The following is a 25,987-nucleotide window of genomic DNA, read 5'->3' on the forward strand; positions in this document are numbered from 1 at the left end:
TGATTATGTAACCCACCTGATTGATAAGATTTGACGATAGCCTCATCGAGGGGCTTTGACTGGGCAAAATAAAATACCTGAAGCGAATTGCATTTGCATTCTGTTATTATCACTCTTTCTTATGGTAATTTTAGGTTTAAAAACTTATTCTTCATATGGTAAACACAGTGGCATATGACCAGCTGTTCAAGCGGGACAAAAGGAAAATAATTACTTAGGTTTTATTTTGAAATTTCTTAAAAATGCGCAGACTAACAGAAAACTGCGTATTGCTAGGTGTGATATCTCCTATCTCTTCGTCAAGGCTTTTATTAGATCAGCTGAGCACTCAAAGCTTCATACTTTCTAAATTTTTATAATAAGGGACTATTAATGAAATCATTTATTACAAAGATCATTAATTTTATTGAAACGGATATTTGGCGGATTCGGGCTAACCAGCTATCAGGAGTGAAATTGTTTGCTCTTCGTCAACTGCGTATTATCCTGTTGGCGGTTCGTGGTTTTGCGGAAGATAAATGCATGTTGCGGGCCTCGGCCTTAACTTTTTTCTCTTTATTATCCATGGTGCCGGTTGCTGCTATGGCTTTTGGCATTGCAAAAGGGTTTGGCTTTGATAAAAAATTAGAAACTTTATTATTTAATAACCTGCAGGGGCAGGAAGAGGTCGTTGAGAAACTGATCGGGTTTTCTCAGGCGATGCTTGAAAATACTCAAGGAGGTGTGATTGCCGGGATTGGTACCGTCGTATTATTTTGGACTGTGATCAAAGTATTAGGTCAGATAGAAGAATCCTTTAATGAAATTTGGGGGATCAAGAAAAGTCGAAGTCTTGGGAGAAAGTTTAGCGATTATGTCTCTATTATGTTGATTTGCCCTGTTTTATTAATTCTATCTAGCAGTGCTACCGTCATTATTACTAGCCAAGTGACACTTCTGGTAGAAAAAATATCCTTTCTCGGACCGATTGTGCCGCTTATTATCATCAGTCTTAAAATCCTTCCTTATGCAGTCATCTGGACGGTATTTACTTTTATTTATATTTTTATTCCTAATACCAAAGTTAACTTTCAGGCAGGCCTTTTAGGAGGGATTATTGCTGGGACTATTTATCAGATTGTCCAATTGGTTTATATCACCTTTCAGGTGGGAGTCTTAAAATATGGCGCCATTTACGGAAGCTTTGCGGCCTTACCGCTATTTTTAGTATGGCTGCAGATGAGTTGGCTGATTGTCCTTTTAGGTGCAGAGGTTTCTTTTGCGGAACAAAATGTGGAAACCTATGAGTTTGAGCCGGATTGTCTAAAAACCAGTCATTCATTTAAGCTATTAATTTCCTTATACATTGTTCAATTAAGTGTTAAAAATTTTTGTAAGGGAGAAAAACCCTGGCACGCAGATCAAATATCACATTTTTTAGAATTACCGATTCGGCTTGTACGTCAGATTCTTTTTGAATTAACTGAAGCAGGTCTGTTGGTTGAGGTTAAATTGAATGATGCTGATACCTTATTTTACCAACCGGCACGTGATCCTGAATTCCTAACGATTTTTAATGTTATGGAAGTCTTAGATCAAGATGGCATTGATGCTGTTCCAATGATAAATTCCGACGAATTCAATAAACTAAAAGAAACTTTTGAAAAATTTAAGGCATCTATTGAAAAATCGCCATCCAATATTGCCCTGAAGGATATTTAAGCGTAAATGTGTAAACTACACCAGATGTGAACTCAATAGAGAGTATTTAAAAACAGAGCCGTCTGCCAGAGGGCTGTGGGGTTAAGTCTGAATGCACTTTTCTAAGCACATAGCTTTTTCTGGCATTACGACGAGATATAACTTGAAAATGTGCTCCCGAGAACTATAAACGTAAAGGATTACTCATGCATACTCTTATTTTATTTTCGAATAATACAAAGAACCAGCAAAAACTCCGCCAACCTAGGCGCGGTTATTTGCGACGTTAGATTACAAGGAGAGTTTATTGTTTAGCACAATAATAGATGATGAAATTAAGTTGTCACTGGTTCAATAGTCTTTTGCTCCAATCTACTCAGAGTTGGTTAAGGATAATTTTACCTATCTTGAAAAGTGGTTAGCTTGGCCCCCTCATTGTAAAAATAAGCAGGACTTTATTTCATTTATTCGTAAATCTCTTCATGATTATGCAGATGGTAAATCAATGGTCTGTGGAATTTGGTTCAATGAACAATTAGTTGGTAATTTTGGCTTCAATACTATCAATCATGAATTGAAGAAAGTCGATATTGGTTATTGGCTAACAGAGTCAGTTCAAGGTAATGGCATCATGACTCGCGTTTGCAAAAAATTGATAGATATTGCATTTAATGAGCTTGAAATGCATAAAGTCGAAATATCAGCAGCGACTGAAAATTTTCCCAGTATAGCTGTCTGTGAGCGTTTAGGTATGAAGCGAGAGGGGGTAATTTCTAATGCAGAAAACCTAAATGGGCGAATTGTCGACCATGCTGTTTATGGGCTTCATCGCACATAAACATAAGTGCTGTTGTTGAAGCCGTTAGCTAACAAATATAAGAAATGGAGCTTCAAGAATGTTAAAGCAATTTTGTGAACATTGCGGCGAAGAAACTGAGCATAAAGAAGTTATTAAGCAGAAGCCTTCAAAATACGGTAAAAGTAAAAAAGAGCAATTTAAAGCCTTTCTTTCAGGTTTTTTTGGAGGCGTAGCCAGCCAAGTCGGTGCATCGCTAGATCTGATTGATAGGTATGTTGTTTGTAAAAAATGTGGACGCAAAAAACTAGAAAATCTTGGTGATGAATTTCAATGAGTTTGCTAATTAGTTTGTTTGTGCGCTAAGTTAGCTAACAACTTCAAGCAATCGGACACTTTAGTCATGTCGCGGTTTTTACAAAAAAATAGCCGTAACAAACAGCACCAATCCTAGGTATCGTTGTTACGCGCATTGGTATACATCAAGGAGTCGTTGTGAATTTAATTATTTTAGTTGTAATCGTTTTTATCCTTTTTATTTTTTTTAAACTTAAGGTGAAGCCTAAACAAGAAAGTGAAAACTTTGAACATTCTTATGAAAGGTTAGATGTGCTTTTTACTCCTGCCGAACGATCTTTTTTTGGTGTACTAAACCAAGCTATCAGTGATGATGTTATTGCTTTTGGTAAAGTGCGAGTTGCAGATGCCATTACACCTACAAAAGGCGGTGTAAAAGGAGCTTGGCAAAGAGCGTTTAATAAAATATCAGCTAAGCACTTTGATTTTGTTCTCTGTAATAAAAGTGATTTGTCATTTGTATGTGGCATTGAGTTAGATGATAAATCTCACAATAGTGAAAAACAAAAATCTAGAGATGCTTTCTTAGAATCTGCATGTAAATCCGCTGATTTCCCATTAATCAGATTTCCGGCTAAATCAACATATAGTGTTAATGATATTCGAGAATCATTGAGTGTTTGTTTCTCCGAGTTTCAAGAAAAAGCATTATTGTTAGCTGCAACGGAGCTTGAAACAAGCAAGAAACTTTGTCCTAAGTGTTCATCTGAAATGCACATTAAAGTTGCCAAAAAGGGAAAGTCTATTGGCAGTGAATTTTGGGCTTGTAGTGGGTATCCCAAATGTCGACATATTGAACCAATAAAAATATAAGATATTAATTAAAAGGGGAAAAATACGGCTGACTATTCTGCTGTACTGGTATTTTGATCAATTAAATTTTGTCTGTTATTCAGACGTTATACCCTAGGAGTTATTCGTGTCGAAAATTGAACATGTAAATATCACCGTTCCAAATATAGATGAAGCGATTAAATTTATTCAAATAGTCGCGCCTGATTTCAAAGTAAGAAAGGATGTAAAATCATCTTCTAGTTATCGTTGGGCTCATATTGGAAATGACGAATATTATTTTGCCCTTCAAGAGCCTCATTTAGATTCAGATCCTGAGAGCCCACGGACAACATATAAGAACTATGGAGTTAATCATATTGCAATTGTTGTTGATGACCTTCTGAAAGTCGAAAGTGATTTAGTGAAATATGGGTACAAACGAAGTATCGATACTCCCATAGAAAAATACCGTAAAAGGTTGTATTTCTTTGACAATTTTGGGTTCGAGTGGGAGTTAGTCGAGTATAGTAGCGACAATGTTAGCGAGAAGTTTTTATACGAATAAAGGTAAAACAATGCATTTAAACGGCACTAATACAGTTGGCTCAGTTTTGCTCCTATACATTAAAACCAATAATCTTAGTCCGCTTGATGCGGCGGTATTCGTTTAAGGACAGAGCTACATGATAGTAATATACGGTATTAAAGAAAACCTCAATCCAATAAAAGCTAAATTATCAGATGTGATTAATCAATCTATGCAAGCTATTTTAGGTATGCCTGAAGATAAGCGTATTCATCGTTTTATTCCCATGGATAAATCTGATTTCTATTATCCAGGCGGTCGATCAGATAACTATACCGTTATTGAAATAAACATGATGGAAGGTCGTCAAATAGAGACCAAAAAAGCATTAATAAAATCACTCTTTCAACATATTGAAAAGCATCTCAATATTTCACCTGTAGACATTGAAATAACAATCAAAGAACAACCTAAACATTGCTGGGGGTTTCGTGGAATAACCGGTGATGAAGTTAATGATTTAAAATATAAAGTAAATCTATAAGTTAATTAACAAGCATAAAAACCGGCCGGTTACCTCGCTGCACTCGTATTTTAGCCACCAAATTTTTCCTGTTATTAAGGCGAACAGGACATAATTTGCATATCGAGTATATTTTAGGGCTCATTTCTTTTATCACATCATTAATTGCTGGCATTATTGGCTTTGGTGGCGGTATTTTGCTAATAGCGGTTCTTCCTCTATTTTTAAGTCCTAATTTAATAATTCCAATTCACGGTATTACGCAATTAGCCAGCAATTCATCGCGCGTTGTGTTTTCCCTAAAATATGTTCAATGGGTACTACTTCCAAAGTTTCTTGTCGGTTCGCTTATTGGTATATTTCTATTTGGTTTTTTATTATCGAATATATCAACTGAGTATGTGCCGATTGCTATTGGGTTGTATATTATTCTTAATTTATGGAGTAAGCGCTTTACTAAATTAATTAAAAAATTTGAAAGTTATTATATTATTGGTTTATTTCAAACTGGTTTGGGGCTAATTGTTGGCGCGACGGGGCCATTATCACTTGCCGTTTTAACTAGGGATCTAAGATCAAAAGATGAGATCATAGCAACTAGCTCAATGTTCATGACTATTAGCCACTTAGCAAAGGTTCCTGTATTTATGGTTATTGGCGTATCGTTTGTGGGGTACTTTAATTTGTTAGTGTATATGGTCTTGGGGTCGGTTCTTGGATCTTTTATTGGTACACGGATAAGATTAGTTACAAATAATGAAAAGTTGATTCTTGTTATTAAAATTTTATTAAGCGTAATGGCAATTAGAATGTTGGTCACTGCCGTTCCGTTATAACAGCCATCTCGGTTTCGCTTCGTTCTATTTAAGCCAATTATTAAATGCCTATTAATGGGGCTATACAACAAGGAATATTCAACGGTTATGGAAATTTATTTAGCAATTATTATGTTTGCAGCATCAACAACGGTAACACCTGGCCCAAATAATATAATGATTATGACTTCCGGTCTTAACCACGGAGTTAAAGATAGTATTCCACACTTGTTAGGCATCTGTTTTGGCTTTCCTGCAATGGTAATAATGGTCGGTTTAGGCTTTAGTGTTGTATTTGAAATGTACCCTTTGTTTCACGAAGCAATAAAGGTACTAGGTGTCGCTTATCTATTATATTTAGCCTGGCTTATCGCATCATCGCAGCCGACTTCACTAGAAGTGAAAAAAGCTAAGCCCTTAAGCTTTACTCAAGCTGCATTGTTTCAGTGGGTAAACCCCAAAGCATGGGTTATGGCCACAGGTGCTGTTTCAGCTTACACTTCCATTTCGTCAGATATATTCTCGCAAGTGATTTTTATTGCGTTGGCTTTCTTTATAGTTGCTTTTCCTTGTGTCGGGATTTGGTTGGTTTTTGGTGTTGGTCTTAAAAAATATCTCAATTCGCCAAAACACCAAAAAATATTTAATTTATCTATGGCTCTGTTATTAATTGGTTCTGTTTTTCCAGTAGTAAAAGAGTTGTTTATTCAATATATTGCATAGCAAGATCACTATAAATACTCCTTTAGTGCTGTTTACTTTGCCTCGTATTATTATTGATTGTTGAAATTCTACAGGCCTTTATAATAAGCAATTAAGTATTATTGATGATGAATCTAATAATTTTAAAGAGGAAATCAAATGTACAACATGGACTTATTTGCAGCACTAGAAGATTCACCGATTAATATCATTAATTACGATGGTGTGGTGGAATACCATGGGCTGTTAATTCCTTTTGACCAAGCTAATTATTACTTCGATGCCTTTCTCGAAACAATCCAATGGAAGCATGATCAAGCGAATATATTCGGTAAAGTCATTGTCACTCAACGCGAAGTGGCTTGGTATGCTGACAAGCCTTTCCATTACACCTACTCTAATATGACAAAAGTCGCTTTACCGTGGACGGCTGAATTATTAGAGCTGAAACAAAAAGTCGAAGAAGCAACCGGGCATCAATTTAATGCCTGTTTACTGAATTTGTATCACAGTGGCGAAGAGGGCATGGCCTGGCACAGTGATGCAGAAAAAGACTTACAACAAAATGCAGCAATTGCGTCATTAAGTTTTGGTGCTGAACGTAAATTCTCTTTTAAACATAAAGTGAATCAGCAAACTATTTCAGTTTCATTGCAACACGGCAGCCTGCTGGTAATGAGAGGTGAAACTCAACGTCATTGGTTACATCGATTACCACCCACTAAAAAAGTCATCACTCCCCGTATTAATTTAACCTTTAGAATGATTAAAGAAACGAATACTTCATATTAAAAGCATCTTAAAAAATAAATATATTAAACATATTTTACATGCTTGATTGATAAACCAGGTGATAAAAGAAACGCTACTTCTGCCGTAAACTTTATTCGTATCTATTTGTAACAGCTGACAAAAATGGATGTTTTATATCCCCTCCTCAGTTTAACTTTACATTTTTCATATACAGGTAAGCGTTATTTCGTGTTTTTATTGTTGATACCGACTTTTCGTCTCTATCTACATGATTAATATTTTTCATTTCCTTTTTAACCTATTAATTGGTTTATTAAATTTGCTACTTCAGTATCAAATTTAAACAAAATAAACAGTGCTAACTATCCAGAGGAAATGCGGATAAATTCTACAGCCTAGTTATGTATTTTAAGCTAAGCTGGGCGTTTATATTTTAAGGAATTGAAGCTGAAATGATTTATTCGAATAAGCAGTTCTACATTTATGATGAATCAGGTAAAGTTAATTTACAGCGAGTTAAAGCGCTTCTCGAACAATCCTACTGGGCTAAAGATAGATCACTTTCTGTCATTGATAAATCAATAAAGCATTCAGAATGTTTGTCGTTATATGACGATGATTATCAAATTGGTTTTGCTCGAGTGGTCACGGATTACTCAACATTTGGATATCTTGCCGATGTTATTGTTATGCCTGAATATAGAGGAAAAGATCTTGGAAAGTGGTTGGTTGAAACTGTGGTAAATGATCCGCGCTGGAAAAATTTATTTCTTGTGTTGGCGACCGGTGATGCGCATGACCTGTATCAGAGGCATGGTTTTGAGCAAAGCTCTAAACTTATGGGAATAATGTAACAAATAAAATCACTCGACGAATAACGGTTTTGCTAAAAAGAAAAATCAGCCAACTTACCCGCCGGTGAACGAGGCGTTGCTATCAATCCATGTGAGGAAAATTAAATTGACTAACGAATATATGATAACTTCGAATAAGAGTTTGCTGGATATTGATGCTATTCATTCGTACTTATCAAGATCCTACTGGGCTAAAAACGTACCACATCATGTTGTCAGTAAAGCTATCGATAATTCACTTTGCTTTGGTGTATTCCATCACTCGGCTCAAGTTGGATTTGCTCGATTAATTACTGACTCTGCCACTTTTGCTTATTTATCTGATGTCTATATTTTGGAAGAACATAGAGGGAAAGGTCTGAGTAAAAAATTAATGAAAATTATTATAGATCATCCGCAATTACAGGGTTTGCGAAGAATGGTTTTGGCCACTGCAGACGCACATACTTTATATGAAAAATTTGGTTTTAAGCAATTAGCTGCTCCACAAAAATTTATGGAGATTTGGGCTCCTGATGTATACAAAACGGAATAAAGAAATCAATCAACATGGACAAAATACGCCTGGCTGTCTCGCTCCGCTTGTATTTATCCACCCAAATTTTGCCTTTTATTAAGGCGTTGAGGTTGTATGCAATTGTTTAAAACTAAAGCAAGCGAGTTGAGTGAACTGTCAGACTTCTATGTAAAGTGTGGTTACGGGGGAACTTTTGACGGTTCTGATGATGTTTTCTATGCAGTTGAGGATAACTGTATCTTTGCTGTGGTACGAATTGCCCTAGAATATGGAGTGTTAGTCCTTCGAGGTATGCAGGTTTTGCCAACCTTGAGAGGCCAGAAAATTGGCCGCAAGTTGTTGAGCTACACGAGCGATCATATTGCACAGATTAAAGCGCCTTGTTATTGCTTAGCGCATCACCACCTCGTTAGATTTTATGGTGATGCTGGTTTTATTATTGCTGAGCCAAAAGACGTGCCTGAGTTTTTAATTAAAAGAAAATTAAAGTACGTACAACAAGGCTTGAATATTGATTTAATGGTTCGCCAATAAGTCCACTAAGTTAATCTACAAGCACAAAATATGGCCGGCTAATTCGCTACGCTTGTATTTTTTACGAGCAAATCTTGTCTGTTGATAGGATCGTTTTTTTTTAAGTCGAGGTGATAAAATGAACGTAGGCGTACAACAAAAATTTTCTACTTATCCCGCAGATGTTGCTGTTTTACTCGGTACTGTACGTGACCTTATTTTTAATGTCGCTAAGCAAGAGGGGATTTTCGATATAACAGAAACATTGAAATGGGGTGAGCCTAGTTATGTTTCGAAAATAGGCAGCACTATTAGAATTGACTGGAAAGATAAATATCCGGATCAGTATTGTATATATTTCAACTGTAAAACTTCGCTGATAGAAACGTTTAAAGAAGTTTATGGTGATACTTTTGCCTATGAGGGAAATCGTGCAATTGTATTTAAAATAAATCAGGTTGTACCTTATAAAGAACTAGCACATTGCATATCAATGTCATTGCGTTATAAAAAAATTAAGCACCTAGATCTGCTTGGTGCATAAACATACAACAAGACAGATACGTATATGGGTTATCAAGTCTTTTATTTTGCATTATTAGAGACTTATAATCGGTAATTCACTCTATATTAACAAAATTCCCAAATATCTTTCTTTGCAGTAGAAGGGAATTGAGTGGTATGGTATTTTTTAATTTGTTGTATTTCAAGCCACGCCACTTTAGGAAAACCTTGTCGCGGCTCGGGTCTTGTATTAATGCTTAGCTCATAAATGTATCTATAAAACGTTTCAGTACCCCAATAACAGCAAATTTCATGAGACACATGTGGAAACTTCGTGTCCAACACAGAATTTCCGCCCAGAATGGTAGCGATCTCAATATTATCTAATAGCTTTTTCATTTTCTTTATATGAACTGTTTTCTTCATATCAACAGGCGTTTCAACTTGTTGAAGCATTTTGACAGGCGAGGGTTGTTGATCAGCATTTTGTACTTTTAAGTGTAACTTATCAAAATGTTGTCTCGGTAGTTTCATGTTGATGGATTTTTCTTTTTCCTGTGCATTTTCGTCTACGGAGATAGGCTCCAGGGTAAAAGTGTAGTAATTACGCCATGCTTTACCCCAGTCCTTATAAAAACCACCACTCGTGGATTCATTCCATTCTTTGTCTGCTTTGGTGCGCCCCAAAAGAGAATCTGTAATTTTAATGCTTTGCTCAGCCACCATGACCCTCAACTTCTTCGCTAGTTCGTTAAATTGAGTAATATTTACTTCGTTTCTGACTTCAAGAATCTGCCACCATAAAGCAGTTAGATTTAAGTGGGCAATTTTTATTTTAGAATATTTTTTATCAGGTATACGGTACATAATTGCCTTTAGTTTAATCCAATGTTGTTGGATCAAACGTTATTGTTAATTTAGATTTTTCTGAAGCCAAATTTAGTAATGCTTGACTTATTCAGCTACTGCTCTCTTATTAGCTAGTAACCAAGTTCAAACTTGAAACTGGCTTGGGCCTATAGAGTCAGCTCTTTTATTTTGCATTGTCTTGTTTTTTTACTCGTAGTTACAATACGAGTTACTGATGAATAATGTATTTTGAGATAGTCGCCATTCTCTTTCTCTGTGTAACCACCTGATTGATAAAATTTTATGATAGCTTCATTGCAGGATGGAGTTAGGTTTGAATTGCAATATTCTAAGTAGATAGTTTTCCTAGCATTAGCATGCGATGTCACATGATGAAGGGTACCAGATAACCTTAAACGTAAAGGGCGACTCGTTCATACTTTATTTAATTTTTTATAATGCAAAATGAAACACTTGATCCTCATGGCATGAAGCATTCCGCTTATTTGCGGTGAGCCATTTCAAGGTTTTTTTCAGTGATAGGTATCATCCTGCAGGTTATATTTATGAGCAGCTAAATTTAGCTATAAACTAATAGATTATCATCTATTTTAAAAATGAGATAGGTGGTACGTTAACAACTATCTTAAATTGACAATTCATTAAAAATTCACTTAATATATTGATTTTGTGAGATTAAATAAATATTGTTATGATTATTTTTTATGATGTAGGTATCGCGGTATTTCATGCGTAGTGATCCATATAAAGCTGTTAGGCCAGTAAATGCTCGCCTCATATTTTAATTGGGAAGTTTCTATGGCTGCAACAAAAAAAACGTTGAAGACTTTCAGTTTGTTATCAGTGAATCTGTTAGATTAAGTAAGCTACTTAATGAATCATATAAGTTATATGAAAACGATTTTGACAATAAATATGACTCGATGTTTGCAACTATAAATGTGCCTAAAGACATTTATGATAGAGATAAAAGCCAAAAGCATTTTCAATTACACTTATCATCTAAGGCACAGAAAAAAATCACAAGAAATAACATATCGACAAATAAACAGAATAATTTGGTTTATGAATTGTCAACGAATGAATATATTAATGAGATTAAATACTTTCTATATATACATATAAAAGATAAAAAGGAATTTGACTTATCTGGTTGTACGTCACTTTTATCAAGAGCGTATAAGCGAGCTAAAAGTAAAATGCGTGAGAACAGCTATTTCTTTCCTAGTCATGCAGAAGGTTGCGGGACAAAAAAAACCCGGCACCAGGCTGGGTCTTTTCAATTGTAGTCGCTTTTATACTTTGCGTCTGCGAGCAATTCCCATCAATACCAGACCGAGACCCAAAATAGCAAAGGTCGATGGCTCTGGTACGGCTGTACTCGTGTTGTAGGCCAAAGTGACATCGAGAAATGAGTCACCAATATCGTCAACACCTGCGCCAGTTGCATAGGTGATGTCCAACGCCCCATCGCTAAGAAACGCTGGAATGTCGATCCCAAAATCTGCCAGCAGGCTGCTGAAACTGAGCGCCAGACTAAACGTATTCTTATTAGTAGCGCCGCCGCATCCCATGTTTATTCCCCCGGCAACACTGCCACTACAGGTATATCGACCGCCAGTGGTGCCGTCAATAACCAGATCAAACCACTCGATGGAGGAGGTGGATAAATCAAACTCTGACCCGGGAGCGCTGGCAACTGTGATAAAGCCGTCACTGCCATCTGAACTTGGCAAATTGGTAAAATTATACGTCAAGTCCTGACTTCTCGAGGTTTGTTCGAGAGTGATTGTTTCGGTGAACGGTACGGCAGTAGAAAGCGGAGCAAAAGCTATTAGCATGATTGCTGCGGTTATTATTTTGATTTTTAGCATTTGAGTGGTTCCTTTTGGTCAGTTATTATCGTGTTAATGACAATGCAATTAACACGCCAGATATTTAGAACCTATTTTTCAATAACTTATTAATCAGGGTTGTGGCGACTGTAAAATAAGCCGACGTTATCACTTATTACACATCCATAGTTCGAAGCATATTGTCAATCCTGCTTACCATTGTTCGAACAGGAATTATAGCCTGCTTCATCATGTTGATTGTGCTGCCGAGTTATCTCATCCCACGCGATTACTGATGACGCAAGCGTGTGATTTGGTCGAAGAACATCAGGCCCGGACCATGGAACTGATGCAGCTGCCTTAAGGTTAGTGTTGGATCGCAATTTAGCAGTCATATGAATAAAAATGACGAAATTGTTAAAATTTTTGTTCCGGAAAGTAGAACACCTCCTAAGATGATTTTTTTGAATAAAGGCAAGTTCATCATAAACAAAAGCAGCTGGTTTAGACAACGTCGGGAGGGACTTTCGTTTTTACCTGTAATTTTGTAAAAGAGTTGAGTAATAGTACAACTAAACAGCATGCTGGATGATTAATGGTGGGAACCAATAACCTTTGTACTTATCTGCGAATGATGTCATCCGTAGATTATCCTGTAGAGATATCATTACCGAGCCGAAGTTGGTAAAAAAAATTATTGCGAGAGGGCACGCCGCTTAGCTCCTGAGGGATCTAACCCCAATTCATTCAGTAACTATTCATTGAACACTGTTGCAGACTTGGATAGAGGTCTTCCTTTTGGATAAGCCAGATAATAGTTATCTTCCGTTTGAAGACATATATCAAAAGGTGCCTGTAATTTGGCACTGTCCGGTTGATCAGTAGAGAAGTCCGAGTAGCCCAGAAACACACCCAGCCATTTCACCCATCGACATTCCTGCTGTTAGATTGTTAGTCTTGTGATAGATAATATCGGCACTATCCGTTTCAACAGAGGCTTTCTGAAAATATTCTGGCCATCCCTGTCGGTTACCTAAAACTTCAAGGAGAGGTAATGACAACAGCTCACCAGGATCACTCAACTGACTAGGAAGTCGGGGAGAACAGTAGGGTTTGAGCTCGGGAGTAAATAACGGATGTAGCTGCATTCCATTCCAATCACCAGACGACCTTCACATAACGGGGAAAAGATTTCCGAGGTGTTATGTTGCAAATTGCTGATTGCACTCTGCACAACCGGCAAATACGCCAGACCACTATTGGTTAAATATTCGTAAGGTGTTCCCGAATAAACAACGGCTCACCCAGATGGTGCTCCAGTAGCCGTATCTACTGATTCACCGCAGACTGCGTCAGATGCAACTCCCTCCCGCGCTAAAATTGAGTAATCTTGAGGCCGTTTCAAATGTTTTCAGCCAGTTTAGTGGTGGTAGATTAGTACGCTTTACCGTTATGTTTTCTTATCAACAGGGTCAAAATTTATTGTTTGAATAATTAATACTGGCAACATACCATGGGCATCTTTTTCGACCATGTATATGCAGGGCCCGCTTAAATGGAAACACTTCAAACACAACCAACATCAGATTTGTCAGCAGTAACCGATTTTTACATAGAATCAGTGGAGCAAAGTGACCGTGCAATTCAAATGCGCTGGAGCGACGGTATCGATACTACCTATCACTCCATCTGGCTGCGTGATAACTGTCCCTCAGCATTCCATCCTCAAACCGGTGAGCGTTGCTTTGATCTGCTCAGCGTCTCGCAGAATATCCATCCGTTATCAATCTCTTTGGATAATGGGACGCTTATTATCGAGTGGTCTGAGCAGGGGCATGTCAGCTGCTTCAAGCAAAGCTGGTTACGTGAATTTTGTTATTCTGGTGAATTGGGCAAAGATCATAGTAGTAGTTATCAAAGCTGGGGAAGCGAATTTATTAACCAGATCCCGGAGCAGAGCCAGCAGGAAATCATGACCAGCGACAGGGCCTTGTATGAGTGGATGAGCGCTCTAAATACCAACGGGATAGCCATTATTAATGGTATGCCCGATGACTCTGAAGCCGTTGTGCACACGGCAAAACGGATTGACTATCTGCGCCAGACTAATTTTGGGATGACTTTTGATGTGATATCAGAAAAAGATCCGATTAATATGGCTTACACTTCTCTCTCATTGCCATTACATACAGATTTGCCAAATCAGGAAGTGCCTCCGGGATATCAATTTTTACACTTCCTGAGCAATGAAAGTGTCGGTGGCGAATCTACTTTTGTGGATGCTTTAAAAGTACTGGAAGAGCTGCGTGAAGATCAGCCTGAGTATTTCCGTCTGCTTTCTGAGTATGCGATTCCATTTCGATATCACGACCAGGATCACGATATCCGTGAGCACCACCGGGTAATTAACCTGAATAACTTTGGTAATATTGTTGAGATCAAATACAACGCTCATATCGCGGATATCTTTGATCTGCCTGGCGAGGTTATGTACGACTACTACATCGCTTATCGTCAACTGATGGGCCGACTAAAAGATGCGCGTTATAAAATAGAGCTGAAATTGGCTGCTGGTGAAATGGTGGTATTTGATAACCGGCGGGTACTGCATGGCCGTAATGCCTTTGATGAGAATGTTGGCAAACGTCATCTCAGAGGTTGCTATGTTGACCGTTCAGAATTTAAAAGTCGTTTAAGAATACTGGGCAAGCAACTGGCTCAAAAAAATGATCCGGGTATCTGATCTGAATAATTGCGTGAAACCTTACGGTGAAGACAAATCAGGAGCCTTCCGAACCTTAACGGTTTAATTCCGTTAAGGTTTCCGTGATTAACCTGCGGCCAGCAATAATTCGTGACACACTAGTCCTTGGCAGGTGATGAAATAACTGGACACTCATCTAATTGAGTAAATATTAACCCGTTTCTATGTTTCCGCGATAATCATTGATTACAGCGAAAAAGACTGATTATTCAACTTTTTTTACAACTGTTTATTTGTCACACAACCTTTTTTACAAAGATGGCTATAAACAAGCAACCACCACAGGGTAGTTATCGAGCTGGATAATTTGTGAATTAACGTTGAAAATATCGCGAATCAGTTGCTTATCAATAATACGTTTTGGCTCGCCATAAGCAAACAGGCTGCCGTTATGTAAAGCTGCCACTTTATCTGAATATTGAATGGCTAAATTCAAATCATGGACCACCATTAACACGCAAGCATTAGTACTGCGTGCATAGTGTTTAATATATTCCAACAGCTTAAATTGATTATGCATATCTAGTGCAGACGTAGGCTCATCGAGGATCAATACTTTAGGTTGATTGATGACCGATTGCGCCAGTCCAACCATTTGGCTTTCTCCTCCCGATAATTCAGTGCAGACTTTATTTGCGAGGTGCAAAATGCCGATGCTTTCTAATAACGTTAATGCATTTTCTGCGCTGCGGGCTTTGGTAAACAATGAGTTAGCCCAGACATGCATGGTGGTGATTAAAAGTTCAAGAACCGTTATGTTGGCAGAGATGCGGTGATCCTGTGGTAAATAACCAATGTCATCAATCCTAAGTGGTTTGCCCCCTAGGGTCATTGAGTCTGGATTAAAGCGTATACGCTTGGTCATTTGCTTGAGTATGGTGGATTTACTGGCACCATTTTTGCCGATTAAAGAAACCATTTCACCGGGATAGATCTCCGGAATGCTCATATTGTTCAAGATGATATTCTTACCAAAGGAGACCGAAAGGTGATTAATTTTAAGTGACATTAGAATCTACCGCCTTTTTTAATGATTAAGAAAATAAAGAAAGGAACGCCTATGATCGACATCATCACGGTTAAAGGCAATATAATACCCGGCATGATCGACTTGCTGGCAATGGAAGCTAACTCAACCAGTACTGCGCCCAGCAAAAAGGAAGCGGGTAAGAAGAAGCGTTGATCTTCCCCTAAAATCATACGTGCAATATGCGGGGCAACTAAGCCGACAAAACCAATAGCGCCAACAAATGAAACCGATAATGAGGTAATTAAAGACACTAACAATAAAGTTTTGATACGTAGTCTGTTAACGTTAATGCCCATTGATTCCGCACGCTCTTGGCCCACTTTTAAGGATGATAATTTCCATGCGTCTTTGATCATGATTGCCATTACAACCGGCAATAAAAGCGCAAGGGTGATGATTTTCTCCCAACTACCGCGGTCAAGTGAGCCCATCTGCCAGAATATCAATGTCTGTAACTGCGTTTCGGTCGCGATATATTGCATCATAGTGAGCATGCCGTCATAGGCGAACATAATGGCAACCCCAAATAACATCACGCCTTCAATAGAAATACGCTTAATCGAAGAAATGCCGGCGATCATACAGGTGGTTAATAAGCACATAACAAAAGCCATGATCGCTATTTGATATTGCTCTGCGATAAAAGGTATTGAAATAACGTGGGTAATGATCAGTGATGCGCCAAATCCGGCTGAAGCAGATACGCCAAAAGTATAAGGATCCGCTAAAGGATTATTTAAGGTGGTTTGCATTTGCGCACCGGCAATGGCTAAGGCGCCGCCAACAAAGGGTGCCATCAAGGACATCGGCATGCGAATATCCCAAATAATGGTTTGCGTGACAATATCACTTGAATTTGGATGAAAAATTCCGGACAAGACCTGCGACAATGTAAGGCCGTGGGATCCGATTAGAATGTCTGCGATTAAGCCTATCAAACTCAGCAAGAAAAAAATAAGCAGTGCGAGTTTTTTCTTTTTGATCCGCAAGTGATGCACGGTTAATGCCTTGTTAAGGTGAACATTATCGCGTTGAATATTTGCTTTATCCTGTTCTCTAAATATCATTTCAGGGGCATAGCTAGCGTGAGTCATTGTTGCATTACCTTAACGTTGTTCTGCCCAAAAAAACCCGTCGCAGAACGGTCTGCAAAGCGTTGATTCATTTCTTCAAAAGTATGCAGCGGATTCAAATCTTTAAACTGTTGCGGATGGATCCATTTTGCAAAGTATTCTATTGCCACTAAGTTATAAGGCGAGTTATAAAAGGGCATGTAAATGGAGTAAATATTTTTGTCTTGATAAGCTTTGGTCGCTTTTAACCATGAGCGTGCCATTAATGCAGCGGTGGATTTTTTGATAGCGTCATTTTTAATAGCACTGTTATTAACAGCACCGTTATTAATAGGTGAGTATCCCAATGGAATACCCGCGGTGACATTACCTTCTTTATCAAGCCATCCCGTGGTTTGCATAATGTATATATCCGGTTGAGCAACAATCACACTTTCCGGTGACATTTGCCCGGTAACCGCACCTTGTAGTGGGCCTTCTGCAATATTCTTAGCTTTTAATAACGGAATATACGCGCCCATATTACCTTCTGAAAAAGTACGGCAACATGAATCGCTATAACCTGCAGAGCGTTCAATAAAGACTGTTTTATTTTGTTCTTCGACAGATAAAGAAGCAACGGCATCGGTTAAACGGGTGATGTGTTCCTGGTAATAATCGGCAAAGCGCTGGCCTTGTGCTTTTCTCCCCAGCGCTGTGGCTAAAGTAGTGACTGATTGAACGGTGTTTTTGACTGGGTGCTCACGAAAATCAATGGCTAATACTTTAATTCCTGCCTTTTCTAATTTTTCAAGCAGTCCTTTATCTTCGGCTAATTTGATATTGGATAAATCCACAACAAACAGATCCGGTTTATTGGCCATATTAATGAAACGTTCGGCGTCAAATTCTCCAGACTTAATCAAGCCTATGGTCATTATATTTTTAAGCCTTGGATAATCTTTAATATAGTTCTGATACATGGAGGGGGCCGATAAGCGCATATCATCGCGCCATGCAACCAAATGTTTAGCTGCATCTTTTTGATAAATTATTTCTAATAGCGGGAATACTCTGCCGGTGGATAAGGCAATGTTTTTTGGTTCGCTGTCGATGGTGATGGTACGGCCGGCGATGTCGGTGATCGTCACCGGAAAGGTATCGGCGACGCTTGAATAAGAAATAAATATGCTGGAAATAAAAATGAAAGTACTGAGTAGAGTGCGAAAGAAGGTAACACTTTTCATATTAGTAAACACCTTAAACGAAATGGTAATGAGACAAATAGGAGTTATCGAGGAATAACGGTAATGTAAATGGTAATCGTTATCATTGTTATTGTAAACATCTTTCCCAATATTCTGTTAATAAATAATTGAAATTAATGGTGATTTTGAAGAATTGAGCAAAGGAGCCTTGGCTCTTTAATGTTGAGTTTCAATTCAAAAGGGGGAGCGCTATACATTTAACAATATGCGCAATCGGGCAATGCGCTGACGGGGTTATATCTTCCAACATATTCACAAAATTGGAGGCTTACTGCTTTCTTGGCAAAGGGTACTAACATTTATTACTGAAGCGCTTGAGCGTTATGCCTATATTGACTACAATAGCGGACTTTATATTACTACAGGTCACGAACATGAACGACACTACATCGCTACCCGCTTTACCAGATCGCCTTGCGATTAATTCCCGTAGCCCACATCATGTGGCAGAAGTTTTTGAGCACGACATACGCATTCTGATCAACGGCAAAGAGCGTTTTGATGTCGAAGAATATTGTATCAGTGAAGGTTGGATAAAAGTCGCGTCGCACAAAGCGTTGGACCGTCGCGGACAACCGCTTTTAGTGATGGTAAAAGGAACTGTTGAAGCGTTTTATCGTTAATAGCGGTTCATTGATAAACCGCTAACTTAGCCCGACTAGGTTGGTGCAAAGGTTAAGACCTTTGGTAATGCCAGTGACTATTATCACCAAAAAGGGCTTGAAGAAATTTAGGCCCTTTCTATTTTTCCCGTTTAATTTTAACTATCATCGTTTCGCGGATGAATACAATGATCGACGCGCGATATAATCAACTAAAACATTAAGCCCAGCGGTGAAAACTAGTAGTAATAAGGCGCCGCTAAAGCGAATTTCAGAAAAATTACTGTCCACATAAAAACCTAAGGTCATTACTCCAATCATACCCAAAATAGCCGTTTCACGGATAATAACTTCAAAACGATAAAACAACAGCCCCATAAAATGCGGGTACAGTTTAGGGATAACCACATAACTGTACTGATCAATTCGAGGCTTATAGGTCAGCGGTACTTTCAGGCTGTCAGCTTGACGCGCCATTAAAAACAGCATCAGGCCGCTATTGTGTAATGCTAATGCAATTATAGCGGGTAACATCGAAGGCCCTAACAGCATCATTAGCACAAAGGCCAGTAAATATTCCGGCAGTGACCGTAATATTAAATTCAAGGTACGCATGAATAAGAGGATCACTTTTGGCATCATCAGGCGGCTATTAAAAGGTAATAAAACCAGGGTCAGTATATAGGTTAACCCTAAGGCACAAGAAGCCAGTACCAGGGTGGCAATCATACCCGGAAAAACCTGCTGGCTGATTAATTGATAAACCCAGTTAAATAGTTTCGATAAAGTAGCAGTGTCAAACCAGTTTAAGAAGGGTTGTCCCTGCAGCATAGGCGGGAAAATATCAACACTGAGAAAACGCCAGATAAGTTGCCCGTCAATGGGCGGAATAGGCGGTAGGAAATACACGGCAAGCGGTAAATATAACCACAACAAAAGCGGTTTAGCCCAAAAGCGTATGCTGCCAATTAACAATACGAATAAAATTAATAATGCACCACCTTGCTGATAGTGGCCCTGGCGAAAAGCCGTCTCTAAATAAAAGCCTAATGTCGGCATACCAATAAAACCCAGCACCGCACTGCTGCGCAGCGCACACTCGAAACGGTAGCGAATATAATCGATAATCAGCGGATACATATGCATCCAGCGACCATAAATAAAGGCAGATAATTTATCTGTGCCCTCGGGCAGCAAAAATGAGGTGTGCTTGGGAGCCTGTTGTAAAATATCAGAAAACACGCGAGCAAAGGTCGCGGCATAGGGAAGGCCAATGGCCAAAATACCGGTAATGGCAGATAAACCGAATATTTGTAAAAATATTAACGCCCAAAATATCTCATGGATAGCACGAATAAACGCACACATTGCCGCAATAAGAGGGTGCTGATAAAACAATGCTAACGGAAACCCTAATATCAATCCAAACGTTATCCCCAGCAAAGCAAAACTGATGGTTTGCCATAGAGCCTCAAGTAAATACTCGGTTGCGAAAAAATCGGGGTGAATAAAACCCTGCCCCATACGGGCAAGTTCGATCCAGGGCTCAAGCGCAATTACTTCGGTATCAGCAAAAAACCAACACACTGATACCATCGACAACAGCAACAGGGTTATTTTCTGCCAGTGTCCTGCATAGGAGAATCCATTAAAAGTCATGGTGTTAGGCATAACAGAAAGGGTGATTATTGAAGGTCGGAAAAGGGACGTTCATCTTATGTTGCTGCATTCTTAACAGTATCTGCTAAGGCATAATGCTGCGATAAATGCGCCAGCGTTAATTGATCGGCTTTATCATCTAAGACTATTTTGCCAGCACTGATAACAATAATGCGATCAAAGTGTGCTAACGCTAATTCGGCGTCATGCAGCACACAAATAACACTCTGGTGCGTCTGCTTAATCAAATTTAACAGTCGCAGACCCATTAATGGATCTAATGCAGAAAATGGCTCATCACCCATGAATACGGGCTGTTGCTGAAAGAGTGCCCTGGCGAGCGCAACACGCTGACGTTGACCGCCGGACAGTGCGCTAACTTTCTGCTGCAAGGGCGCGGTCAATTCAAACTGTTGGCAAATAGCGCGAATATTTTGTTGCGGTTTGTTAAAAGGAAATAACAAATTAGCTAAATTGTACCAAGGAGAATAACGCGCCAGCCCGCCAATAAAGACATTATGATAAATCGATAAGTTATCGACCAGGCCTTTGGCTTGCGAGCACAAGCAAGTTTTTTCCGACAGCTGTTTATACAGATGATGTAACAGCGTGGTTTTACCCACGCCGGAAGGACCTAAAATCGCCACATGTTGATTGGCGCTAAATGACAAATTAATTTTAGCTAAAATAATCTGTTGGTCATAGCCTAAATCAATATCAACCAACGACAACATTAATCAATCATTCCAATTGTTTTAGCAACACGCTCAATCGGTTGATAATCACTGTTTTTGGCTGGTACAAAAGACGAACGCGGGAAACTGGCTAATAAATCCTTATCAGTCATTCCGATTAATGCGTTAGTCAGCTTGGCTTTAAAGCCTGCACCGAAATCATTGTCTATACCCGAATGCACTGTCCATTGATAATCTGGGTAAGTAGGGCTTTCCCAAATGACTTTCACTTTACTGGTATCAACTTCACCTTTTTCAACTGCGCTGTCCCACACTTTATAATTGACCGCGCCTATTTGATAAACACCTGCTTCAACTTGGCTGATGGTACGGCTGTGATCACCAGAAAAACCGATGCGTTTAAAAATCTGATCAACGGGTTTATCTAAATTTTTCTCAATAAAAAACTGCGGCATCAAACGCCCTGAGGTTGAACCCTTAGATCCAAAGGTAAAGGTATAATTATTGAGCTTCGGAAAATCGTCAGATCGCGTTAGCTCGACGGTATGATTTGCAATGATATAACTCTTAAAATATTGATCTTCAAACCCCTGCGCAATAGCTTCAGAGCCGGGTACCAAAAGACGTGCCTGCACACCAGATAAACCACCAAACCATGCCAATTGGACCTGATTATTACGAAATGCGGTTATTGCAGCAGAATACGACTTCACCGGAATATATTTTACTTCAACGTCCAGTTGCTCAGATAAATAATCGGCGACTTTGTCAAAACGAGTACGAAGTTTGCTTTCATCTTCATCGGGTATAGCGGTAAAAGTAAATGTGGCACTTAATGCAAGCGTCGAAAATAAACTTAAAAGGCTAGCCGATACTAAATGTGTTAGTTTCATCTTAATCCTAAGGGGGGGTAATGCGGCTATTTTAACTTACCTGATAATTGATGCAACGCTTCATTATCGTCACTTTGTGCAAACAGTTTTGCATATCTATAATCGCAGCTTGCTGATAATAGGGTATTTTAATGCTGCCACTGCATTCCTTACAACGCAATAAACCATTGTTGCGCAACAGGATCATATACTATATAGCGGCAGAGATACAAACCTAGTCAGCTAATATAAAAAAGCAAAACACAAACCTGAACCAACAGTGTGTGTTAATAAACAACAAATTAACGGTCCAGGTATGATTACCACTTATACCAAAATTCATTATTTTGTGGTTCATTTACGCAGGTTAAAACAGATGCTAAATTGGTCAAATAGAATAACGGACATTCATAGAATTTGACTGTTTTTAATGATCAATTTGTCTTTTAATCAATTATTTTCAGGACCTTTAATGATAACACTCGATATTCCACAAAATTAAAAAATGCGCCTCAATATGTTTAAAGCACATAACATTCTGGATACAGGCAGATGTATGAATTCAAAAAGATAAGTATCAAGTGACAGTAAAGAGAAAAGTCGCAGGCTTATTTATTGGGCAGGATAAAAGCTTAGATGACTCTCGGGTCATTCGTAGAGTGGTATAACAATACCTCGCCAGTATCATATATTACGATTGATTTAATTTACGCTGCAATAATAATATTTTTTTAATTAATTGTGATTTTTCCAGTTTAGCTAACTCTTTTACCAGTAAGTCGTTATTTGTCAGCGCATGAATTTCATCTTCGGCAGGAGGGCGGGCTAAGGGGATTTGTGCTAACTGCGAGACCAGCTGTTCATTCTGAGCCGTAAGCTGCGCAATTTTCTGCTTATATTTATCGGCTTGATCATCCGTTGTTAATTTTCCTGCAAAAATCAGTTTCTCTAGGGTTTTATTGATAGGGTTATCTTTGGCTATTTTTTTAAGATGACTACCCGCTTTGATTGACAGATTAAAAGTATATAGCTTTTTGCCATTATCGCTGTCACGTGATTTTTTACTGCGCCAGGCCTTGAACATTTTATTTCGTAATTCTCTGCCGTCAGCTGTTGTTTCTAATAGTTGGCAGACTTGATGAAATTGAAACTCATTCATATTATTGATATCAACGCCAATGCCGTTGGTCAGTTTTTGCAGCAGGGGAGTTTGTCGAATGAGGTAGTTCTTAACCCAGTTGCTGTTTCCCTCATTCCATTCAAAACCAATTGGCGTATCAACAGTGATCATATGAATCTCCTTTAATAATCAAACACCATAACTTAGTTAACGAAGTGAATAAATAAGTAAAACACAAAACGGATCATACCTCACTATTTTGTGCTAAAAAATACCGCAGATAGTGGTGGTAAGTAGTGGTGTTAGTTGATGGTGTCAGTTAGTGTCGCCACTTGTGGTATGACTTAGTGGTTACACTGAGTTCCCATGCAGAGCATGATGTAGTGATGCGTTATGTGGTGCCGCTTGCTTTTGGTAGTAAGTTTTTGCCATTGTATGCCTTTTTTACTGGGGTTGTCTGAAAATTTAGGATGTAGGTTGTAGCGGGATTTGGCTGTATTAATCCTGTTTGTAGGAGGTTTTAAAGGTATAAAGGCCGATAATAAAGAGATAAAAGATAGGCGTAGTGTATGTTTAATATCGATTTCTGTCAGGCTTGATCAATATTGGTGGGCGACCTTATTTGCTTGACAATCTTTGAAAATTTGCGGGTAAATATCTGACTGTTCTAAACCTAAAAGTATCCTAGACCCTATTCGGACACCGTTTCAGCTACCAATCAGTAACGCCCTTTTTTCAGGAAAGGAGAATACCAAGGAAATTTTTTTTTACGTTTAGCGTGGTATTATGAATATGTGTAAGTTATTACAATAAGGATTTTTTATTATGGACAATAAAAAATGGCTCATGGAAACTGAGCTTAAAGGACAAACCGTCAGCTTAACTGTGCTGTAAAAAGAATATGCATCAGCATTAGTTGAAGCGGCATCAGACGGTCAGCTTTGGAATTTATGGTACACCAGTATTCCCAGTGCTGATGATGTAGAGTTATATGTCGAATCAGCCCTGTCTGAACAACAAAATGGCAGCGCATTACCCTTTGTGGCTATTGATAATTCAACTAATAAAATTATCGGCACAACCCGTTTTTGTCACGCCGATGTGGTCAATCAACGCGTTGAAATAGGTTATACCTGGTACGCCAAAAGCTATCAGGGAACCGCTGTGAATACCGAGTGTAAGTATCTTCTTTTAAGTTATGCTTTTGAGCAGTTATCTGCCATTGCTGTGGAATTTCGTACACACTGGCACAACCAGGTCTCCCGTAATGCGATTGCCCGATTAGGTGCTAAACAAGATGGTGTCCTTCGAAACCATCAAAAAATGGTCGATGGCAGCTATCGAGATACCGTGGTGTTTTCAATTATTAATCATGAGTGGTTGGCCGTTAAATCCGGCTTATCTTATAAACTTCAAGTGCGCAGTGACAAATAAGGATAGACAGTGACACTATCAATATCTTTGTCTTTATCAATATAATAGATGTGTATTAAAACGCCTTAACACACTGAAATAGTTTGTATAATTTCCTCTGTTGCTTTCTCTGCCGCTTTCTCTTAAGTAATTCTGTCATTAAGTGTAGACTTCATAGGCTAGGTTATTATTGGTTAATCAACTGGATTAAAAGTGCGGTCTATCGTTTGTGATTTAGGCAACCATTCAACGCCGTTTATTGCGGCGTTGGTGTATAAATAAGTAATGTAAGGTTAATATGAACTTGAATAAAACAGCATTAATAATTGCTTTGATTTGCATCATTCTTGGTACAACAGTATCAATAATGGGTATCTGGGGATACATTGGTGATACAGGTGTGGTCTGGCGATCATTATCCACAATAGGTGTGGTATTACTGGGTGTTATATTAGCCGTTGTAATAAATAACATGACAACTATAAAGAACAAATAGAAAAGCACAAATAGGGATCGGTTACTAATGAGTACTTTAACTGGCAGAGAGTTATTAAAGATAGCTCTGGTTTGGATAACGAACCACGACTTAATCCTATCGTTGGACAAACCAGGACATGTATATCGGAGATTGAAAGTCACTAGGTAAATCGGCATTAAAGTGCTGCGGCTTAAAAAGCAATTATGCGGTAATAAATATAAAACAGGCGTTTTCTATGGACAGTGAATCAATAATAATTTGGAGTGTGTTGTTTGGCGCTATCGGTATGGGCTATTTCAGCTACGGAAAAAAGCAAAAAGCGATTGTTCCGCTAGCTATCGGTTTATCCCTTTTTGTATTTCCTTATTTTATGTCCAGTGTCACTATGCTGCTGATAGTCGGTATTATTTTAGTTATGATCCCCTATTTTATTAAAATTTAGCAGTATTTGCCCTGTAGTGACAAGCACATCAAGTCATCGGACTTTTCCAGAAAAATCCAACCTAATTCGGACATCTAAATGATTAAACTTAGAAAAATGAAAGTTGAAGAATATCCTGCCTATTGCGATTATTTTATCGCCGATTACAGTCGAGAAATTGTGCAAAATTATGGCCATTCTATTGAAGTTGCCACGGATTTAGCGCATCAGGATCTGATTAAATGTTTTCCAAATGGTCTTGAAAATAACGAACATGACTTGCTGTGCATTGAAATACAGGCGGGTGATGGTTTAAAAGTGATTGGTTATCTGTGGCATTCAATAAAATCCAGCGATGCATCAACCTTCATTTACGATTTCTATATTGATCCTGAGTACCGTGGTAATGGATATGGAAAAAAAGCTATCGGTCAACTTGAAAAATTGTTGATTTCTGCTGATATTAATCAAATTAAGCTACGCGTCGCTTATCATAACCAACGGGCATTTGCTCTGTACCAAGAAGTGGGTTTTATTATTTCCGGCTACAATATGTCAAAGAAAATAGCGGGTTAAGTCTAAAAAGTTAGTTGC

The 25,987-nt window shown here is 38.4% G+C and carries 27 protein-coding genes and 1 pseudogene; 19 read left to right on the forward strand and 9 right to left on the reverse strand.

What is annotated here, in order from left to right:
- The first annotated feature begins 372 nt into the window (after positions 1-372).
- The 13 genes from ACJAZP_RS03625 to ACJAZP_RS03685 all read left to right on the forward strand — a co-directional run bounded on the left by ACJAZP_RS03625 (position 373) and on the right by ACJAZP_RS03685 (position 9,354).
- Positions 373-1,701, forward strand: a complete 1,329-nt coding sequence (locus tag ACJAZP_RS03625; protein ID WP_415229367.1) for a YihY/virulence factor BrkB family protein — start codon at positions 373-375, stop codon at positions 1,699-1,701.
- A 361-nt stretch (positions 1,702-2,062) separates the two neighbouring features.
- The gene (locus tag ACJAZP_RS03630) at positions 2,063-2,518 is read left to right on the forward strand and encodes a GNAT family N-acetyltransferase (RefSeq protein WP_415229368.1); all 456 of its coding nucleotides are present in this window, start codon (positions 2,063-2,065) and stop codon (positions 2,516-2,518) included.
- Between the two features lie 58 nt (positions 2,519-2,576).
- Complete coding sequence (locus ACJAZP_RS03635) at positions 2,577-2,813, forward strand: hypothetical protein (RefSeq protein WP_415229369.1); 237 nt, start codon at positions 2,577-2,579, stop codon at positions 2,811-2,813.
- 158 nt (positions 2,814-2,971) lie between these two features.
- The gene (locus ACJAZP_RS03640) at positions 2,972-3,646 is read left to right on the forward strand and encodes a DUF2726 domain-containing protein (protein ID WP_415229370.1); all 675 of its coding nucleotides are present in this window, start codon (positions 2,972-2,974) and stop codon (positions 3,644-3,646) included.
- A gap of 106 nt (positions 3,647-3,752) precedes the next feature.
- Positions 3,753-4,172, forward strand: a complete 420-nt coding sequence (locus ACJAZP_RS03645; RefSeq protein WP_415229371.1) for a VOC family protein — start codon at positions 3,753-3,755, stop codon at positions 4,170-4,172.
- A 118-nt stretch (positions 4,173-4,290) separates the two neighbouring features.
- A complete protein-coding gene (locus ACJAZP_RS03650; protein WP_415229372.1) occupies positions 4,291-4,677 on the forward strand; it encodes a tautomerase family protein in 387 nt (128 codons plus the stop codon).
- Positions 4,678-4,772: 95 nt separating this feature from the next.
- On the forward strand, positions 4,773-5,492 hold the full coding sequence (locus ACJAZP_RS03655) for a TSUP family transporter (protein ID WP_415229373.1): 720 nt from the start codon (positions 4,773-4,775) through the stop codon (positions 5,490-5,492).
- Between the two features lie 87 nt (positions 5,493-5,579).
- The gene (locus ACJAZP_RS03660; RefSeq protein ID WP_415229374.1) at positions 5,580-6,194 is read left to right on the forward strand and encodes a LysE family translocator; all 615 of its coding nucleotides are present in this window, start codon (positions 5,580-5,582) and stop codon (positions 6,192-6,194) included.
- A 138-nt stretch (positions 6,195-6,332) separates the two neighbouring features.
- Complete coding sequence (locus ACJAZP_RS03665; protein ID WP_415229375.1) at positions 6,333-6,965, forward strand: alpha-ketoglutarate-dependent dioxygenase AlkB family protein; 633 nt, start codon at positions 6,333-6,335, stop codon at positions 6,963-6,965.
- Between the two features lie 413 nt (positions 6,966-7,378).
- Entirely contained in the window at positions 7,379-7,780 is a 402-nt protein-coding gene (locus ACJAZP_RS03670) for a GNAT family N-acetyltransferase (protein ID WP_415229376.1), read from the forward strand.
- A 106-nt stretch (positions 7,781-7,886) separates the two neighbouring features.
- Positions 7,887-8,315, forward strand: coding sequence for a GNAT family N-acetyltransferase (locus ACJAZP_RS03675; protein ID WP_415229377.1), 429 nt, complete (start codon positions 7,887-7,889; stop codon positions 8,313-8,315).
- A gap of 96 nt (positions 8,316-8,411) precedes the next feature.
- On the forward strand, positions 8,412-8,831 hold the full coding sequence (locus ACJAZP_RS03680; RefSeq protein WP_415229378.1) for a GNAT family N-acetyltransferase: 420 nt from the start codon (positions 8,412-8,414) through the stop codon (positions 8,829-8,831).
- A 118-nt stretch (positions 8,832-8,949) separates the two neighbouring features.
- Positions 8,950-9,354, forward strand: a complete 405-nt coding sequence (locus ACJAZP_RS03685; protein WP_415229379.1) for a DUF1801 domain-containing protein — start codon at positions 8,950-8,952, stop codon at positions 9,352-9,354.
- An 86-nt stretch (positions 9,355-9,440) separates the two neighbouring features.
- Here ACJAZP_RS03685 and ACJAZP_RS03690 read toward each other — a convergent pair whose 3' ends face one another.
- A complete protein-coding gene (locus tag ACJAZP_RS03690) occupies positions 9,441-10,181 on the reverse strand; it encodes a hypothetical protein (RefSeq protein WP_415229380.1) in 741 nt (246 codons plus the stop codon).
- Positions 10,182-11,479: 1,298 nt separating this feature from the next.
- Positions 11,480-12,058 (reverse strand): PEP-CTERM sorting domain-containing protein, encoded by a 579-nt coding sequence (locus ACJAZP_RS03695; protein WP_415229381.1) that lies wholly within the window; start codon positions 12,056-12,058, stop codon positions 11,480-11,482.
- A 1,516-nt stretch (positions 12,059-13,574) separates the two neighbouring features.
- On the opposite strand from ACJAZP_RS03695, the gene ACJAZP_RS03700 reads away from it, so the two are divergent.
- Complete coding sequence (locus ACJAZP_RS03700) at positions 13,575-14,762, forward strand: TauD/TfdA family dioxygenase (RefSeq protein ID WP_415229382.1); 1,188 nt, start codon at positions 13,575-13,577, stop codon at positions 14,760-14,762.
- Positions 14,763-15,045: 283 nt separating this feature from the next.
- On the opposite strand, the gene ACJAZP_RS03705 is transcribed toward ACJAZP_RS03700, so the two are convergent.
- The 3 genes from ACJAZP_RS03705 to ACJAZP_RS03715 are packed head-to-tail and all read right to left on the reverse strand — an operon-like array spanning position 15,046 to position 18,112.
- Complete coding sequence (locus ACJAZP_RS03705) at positions 15,046-15,792, reverse strand: ABC transporter ATP-binding protein (protein ID WP_415229383.1); 747 nt, start codon at positions 15,790-15,792, stop codon at positions 15,046-15,048.
- A complete protein-coding gene (locus ACJAZP_RS03710; RefSeq protein WP_415229384.1) occupies positions 15,792-16,907 on the reverse strand; it encodes a FecCD family ABC transporter permease in 1,116 nt (371 codons plus the stop codon). The genes ACJAZP_RS03705 and ACJAZP_RS03710 overlap by 1 nt, the downstream gene beginning before the upstream one ends.
- A complete protein-coding gene (locus tag ACJAZP_RS03715) occupies positions 16,904-18,112 on the reverse strand; it encodes an ABC transporter substrate-binding protein (RefSeq protein WP_415229385.1) in 1,209 nt (402 codons plus the stop codon). Before ACJAZP_RS03715 ends, ACJAZP_RS03710 begins: the two co-directional genes overlap by 4 nt.
- A 395-nt stretch (positions 18,113-18,507) precedes the next feature.
- Here ACJAZP_RS03715 and ACJAZP_RS03720 point away from each other — a divergent pair, with 395 nt between their 5' ends.
- The gene (locus ACJAZP_RS03720; RefSeq protein WP_415229386.1) at positions 18,508-18,756 is read left to right on the forward strand and encodes a DUF3297 family protein; all 249 of its coding nucleotides are present in this window, start codon (positions 18,508-18,510) and stop codon (positions 18,754-18,756) included.
- 144 nt (positions 18,757-18,900) lie between these two features.
- Here the strand turns inward: ACJAZP_RS03720 and ACJAZP_RS03725 are convergent, their stop codons facing one another.
- The 4 genes from ACJAZP_RS03725 to ACJAZP_RS03740 form a co-directional block, all read right to left on the reverse strand.
- Positions 18,901-20,394: a PhnE/PtxC family ABC transporter permease gene (locus tag ACJAZP_RS03725; protein WP_415229387.1), complete on the reverse strand. Its 1,494-nt coding sequence runs from the start codon at positions 20,392-20,394 to the stop codon at positions 18,901-18,903.
- 56 nt (positions 20,395-20,450) lie between these two features.
- The gene (locus tag ACJAZP_RS03730) at positions 20,451-21,128 is read right to left on the reverse strand and encodes an ATP-binding cassette domain-containing protein (RefSeq protein WP_415229388.1); all 678 of its coding nucleotides are present in this window, start codon (positions 21,126-21,128) and stop codon (positions 20,451-20,453) included.
- Positions 21,128-21,982: a putative selenate ABC transporter substrate-binding protein gene (locus tag ACJAZP_RS03735; RefSeq protein WP_415229389.1), complete on the reverse strand. Its 855-nt coding sequence runs from the start codon at positions 21,980-21,982 to the stop codon at positions 21,128-21,130. Before ACJAZP_RS03735 ends, ACJAZP_RS03730 begins: the two co-directional genes overlap by 1 nt.
- A gap of 670 nt (positions 21,983-22,652) precedes the next feature.
- Positions 22,653-23,252: a hypothetical protein gene (locus ACJAZP_RS03740; RefSeq protein WP_415229390.1), complete on the reverse strand. Its 600-nt coding sequence runs from the start codon at positions 23,250-23,252 to the stop codon at positions 22,653-22,655.
- Between the two features lie 747 nt (positions 23,253-23,999).
- On the opposite strand from ACJAZP_RS03740, the pseudogene ACJAZP_RS03745 reads away from it, so the two are divergent.
- The 4 genes and pseudogenes from ACJAZP_RS03745 to ACJAZP_RS03760 form a co-directional block, all read left to right on the forward strand.
- A pseudogene (locus ACJAZP_RS03745) lies at positions 24,000-24,515 on the forward strand (GNAT family N-acetyltransferase); the annotation flags it as partial.
- Positions 24,516-24,798: 283 nt separating this feature from the next.
- Positions 24,799-24,990, forward strand: coding sequence for a hypothetical protein (locus tag ACJAZP_RS03750; RefSeq protein WP_415229391.1), 192 nt, complete (start codon positions 24,799-24,801; stop codon positions 24,988-24,990).
- Between the two features lie 217 nt (positions 24,991-25,207).
- Positions 25,208-25,414: a hypothetical protein gene (locus tag ACJAZP_RS03755; protein ID WP_415229392.1), complete on the forward strand. Its 207-nt coding sequence runs from the start codon at positions 25,208-25,210 to the stop codon at positions 25,412-25,414.
- 78 nt (positions 25,415-25,492) lie between these two features.
- On the forward strand, positions 25,493-25,969 hold the full coding sequence (locus ACJAZP_RS03760; protein WP_415229393.1) for a GNAT family N-acetyltransferase: 477 nt from the start codon (positions 25,493-25,495) through the stop codon (positions 25,967-25,969).
- Positions 25,970-25,987 lie beyond the last annotated feature (18 nt).

It is taken from the genome of Psychromonas sp. (assembly GCF_047632955.1).
Lineage (GTDB): Bacteria > Pseudomonadota > Gammaproteobacteria > Enterobacterales > Psychromonadaceae > Psychromonas.

What these genes read in the sequence shown, in the direction of transcription:
- ACJAZP_RS03660 (WP_415229374.1), top strand. Translation starts at nt 5,580, where the DNA reads ATGGAAATTTATTTAGCAATTATTATGTTTGCAGCATCAACAACGGTA.
- ACJAZP_RS03650 (WP_415229372.1), top strand. Translation starts at nt 4,291, where the DNA reads ATGATAGTAATATACGGTATTAAAGAAAACCTCAATCCAATAAAAGCT.
- ACJAZP_RS03730 (WP_415229388.1), bottom strand. Translation starts at nt 21,128, where the DNA reads ATGTTGTCGTTGGTTGATATTGATTTAGGCTATGACCAACAGATTATT.
- ACJAZP_RS03710 (WP_415229384.1), bottom strand. Translation starts at nt 16,907, where the DNA reads ATGACTCACGCTAGCTATGCCCCTGAAATGATATTTAGAGAACAGGAT.
- ACJAZP_RS03690 (WP_415229380.1), bottom strand. Translation starts at nt 10,181, where the DNA reads ATGTACCGTATACCTGATAAAAAATATTCTAAAATAAAAATTGCCCAC.
- ACJAZP_RS03760 (WP_415229393.1), top strand. Translation starts at nt 25,493, where the DNA reads ATGATTAAACTTAGAAAAATGAAAGTTGAAGAATATCCTGCCTATTGC.
- ACJAZP_RS03680 (WP_415229378.1), top strand. Translation starts at nt 8,412, where the DNA reads ATGCAATTGTTTAAAACTAAAGCAAGCGAGTTGAGTGAACTGTCAGAC.
- ACJAZP_RS03720 (WP_415229386.1), top strand. Translation starts at nt 18,508, where the DNA reads ATGAACGACACTACATCGCTACCCGCTTTACCAGATCGCCTTGCGATT.
- ACJAZP_RS03665 (WP_415229375.1), top strand. Translation starts at nt 6,333, where the DNA reads ATGTACAACATGGACTTATTTGCAGCACTAGAAGATTCACCGATTAAT.
- ACJAZP_RS03740 (WP_415229390.1), bottom strand. Translation starts at nt 23,252, where the DNA reads ATGATCACTGTTGATACGCCAATTGGTTTTGAATGGAATGAGGGAAAC.
- ACJAZP_RS03695 (WP_415229381.1), bottom strand. Translation starts at nt 12,058, where the DNA reads ATGCTAAAAATCAAAATAATAACCGCAGCAATCATGCTAATAGCTTTT.
- ACJAZP_RS03715 (WP_415229385.1), bottom strand. Translation starts at nt 18,112, where the DNA reads ATGAAAAGTGTTACCTTCTTTCGCACTCTACTCAGTACTTTCATTTTT.
- ACJAZP_RS03725 (WP_415229387.1), bottom strand. Translation starts at nt 20,394, where the DNA reads ATGACTTTTAATGGATTCTCCTATGCAGGACACTGGCAGAAAATAACC.
- ACJAZP_RS03670 (WP_415229376.1), top strand. Translation starts at nt 7,379, where the DNA reads ATGATTTATTCGAATAAGCAGTTCTACATTTATGATGAATCAGGTAAA.
- ACJAZP_RS03685 (WP_415229379.1), top strand. Translation starts at nt 8,950, where the DNA reads ATGAACGTAGGCGTACAACAAAAATTTTCTACTTATCCCGCAGATGTT.
- ACJAZP_RS03625 (WP_415229367.1), top strand. Translation starts at nt 373, where the DNA reads ATGAAATCATTTATTACAAAGATCATTAATTTTATTGAAACGGATATT.
- ACJAZP_RS03635 (WP_415229369.1), top strand. Translation starts at nt 2,577, where the DNA reads ATGTTAAAGCAATTTTGTGAACATTGCGGCGAAGAAACTGAGCATAAA.
- ACJAZP_RS03735 (WP_415229389.1), bottom strand. Translation starts at nt 21,982, where the DNA reads ATGAAACTAACACATTTAGTATCGGCTAGCCTTTTAAGTTTATTTTCG.
- ACJAZP_RS03755 (WP_415229392.1), top strand. Translation starts at nt 25,208, where the DNA reads ATGGACAGTGAATCAATAATAATTTGGAGTGTGTTGTTTGGCGCTATC.
- ACJAZP_RS03700 (WP_415229382.1), top strand. Translation starts at nt 13,575, where the DNA reads ATGGAAACACTTCAAACACAACCAACATCAGATTTGTCAGCAGTAACC.
- ACJAZP_RS03705 (WP_415229383.1), bottom strand. Translation starts at nt 15,792, where the DNA reads ATGTCACTTAAAATTAATCACCTTTCGGTCTCCTTTGGTAAGAATATC.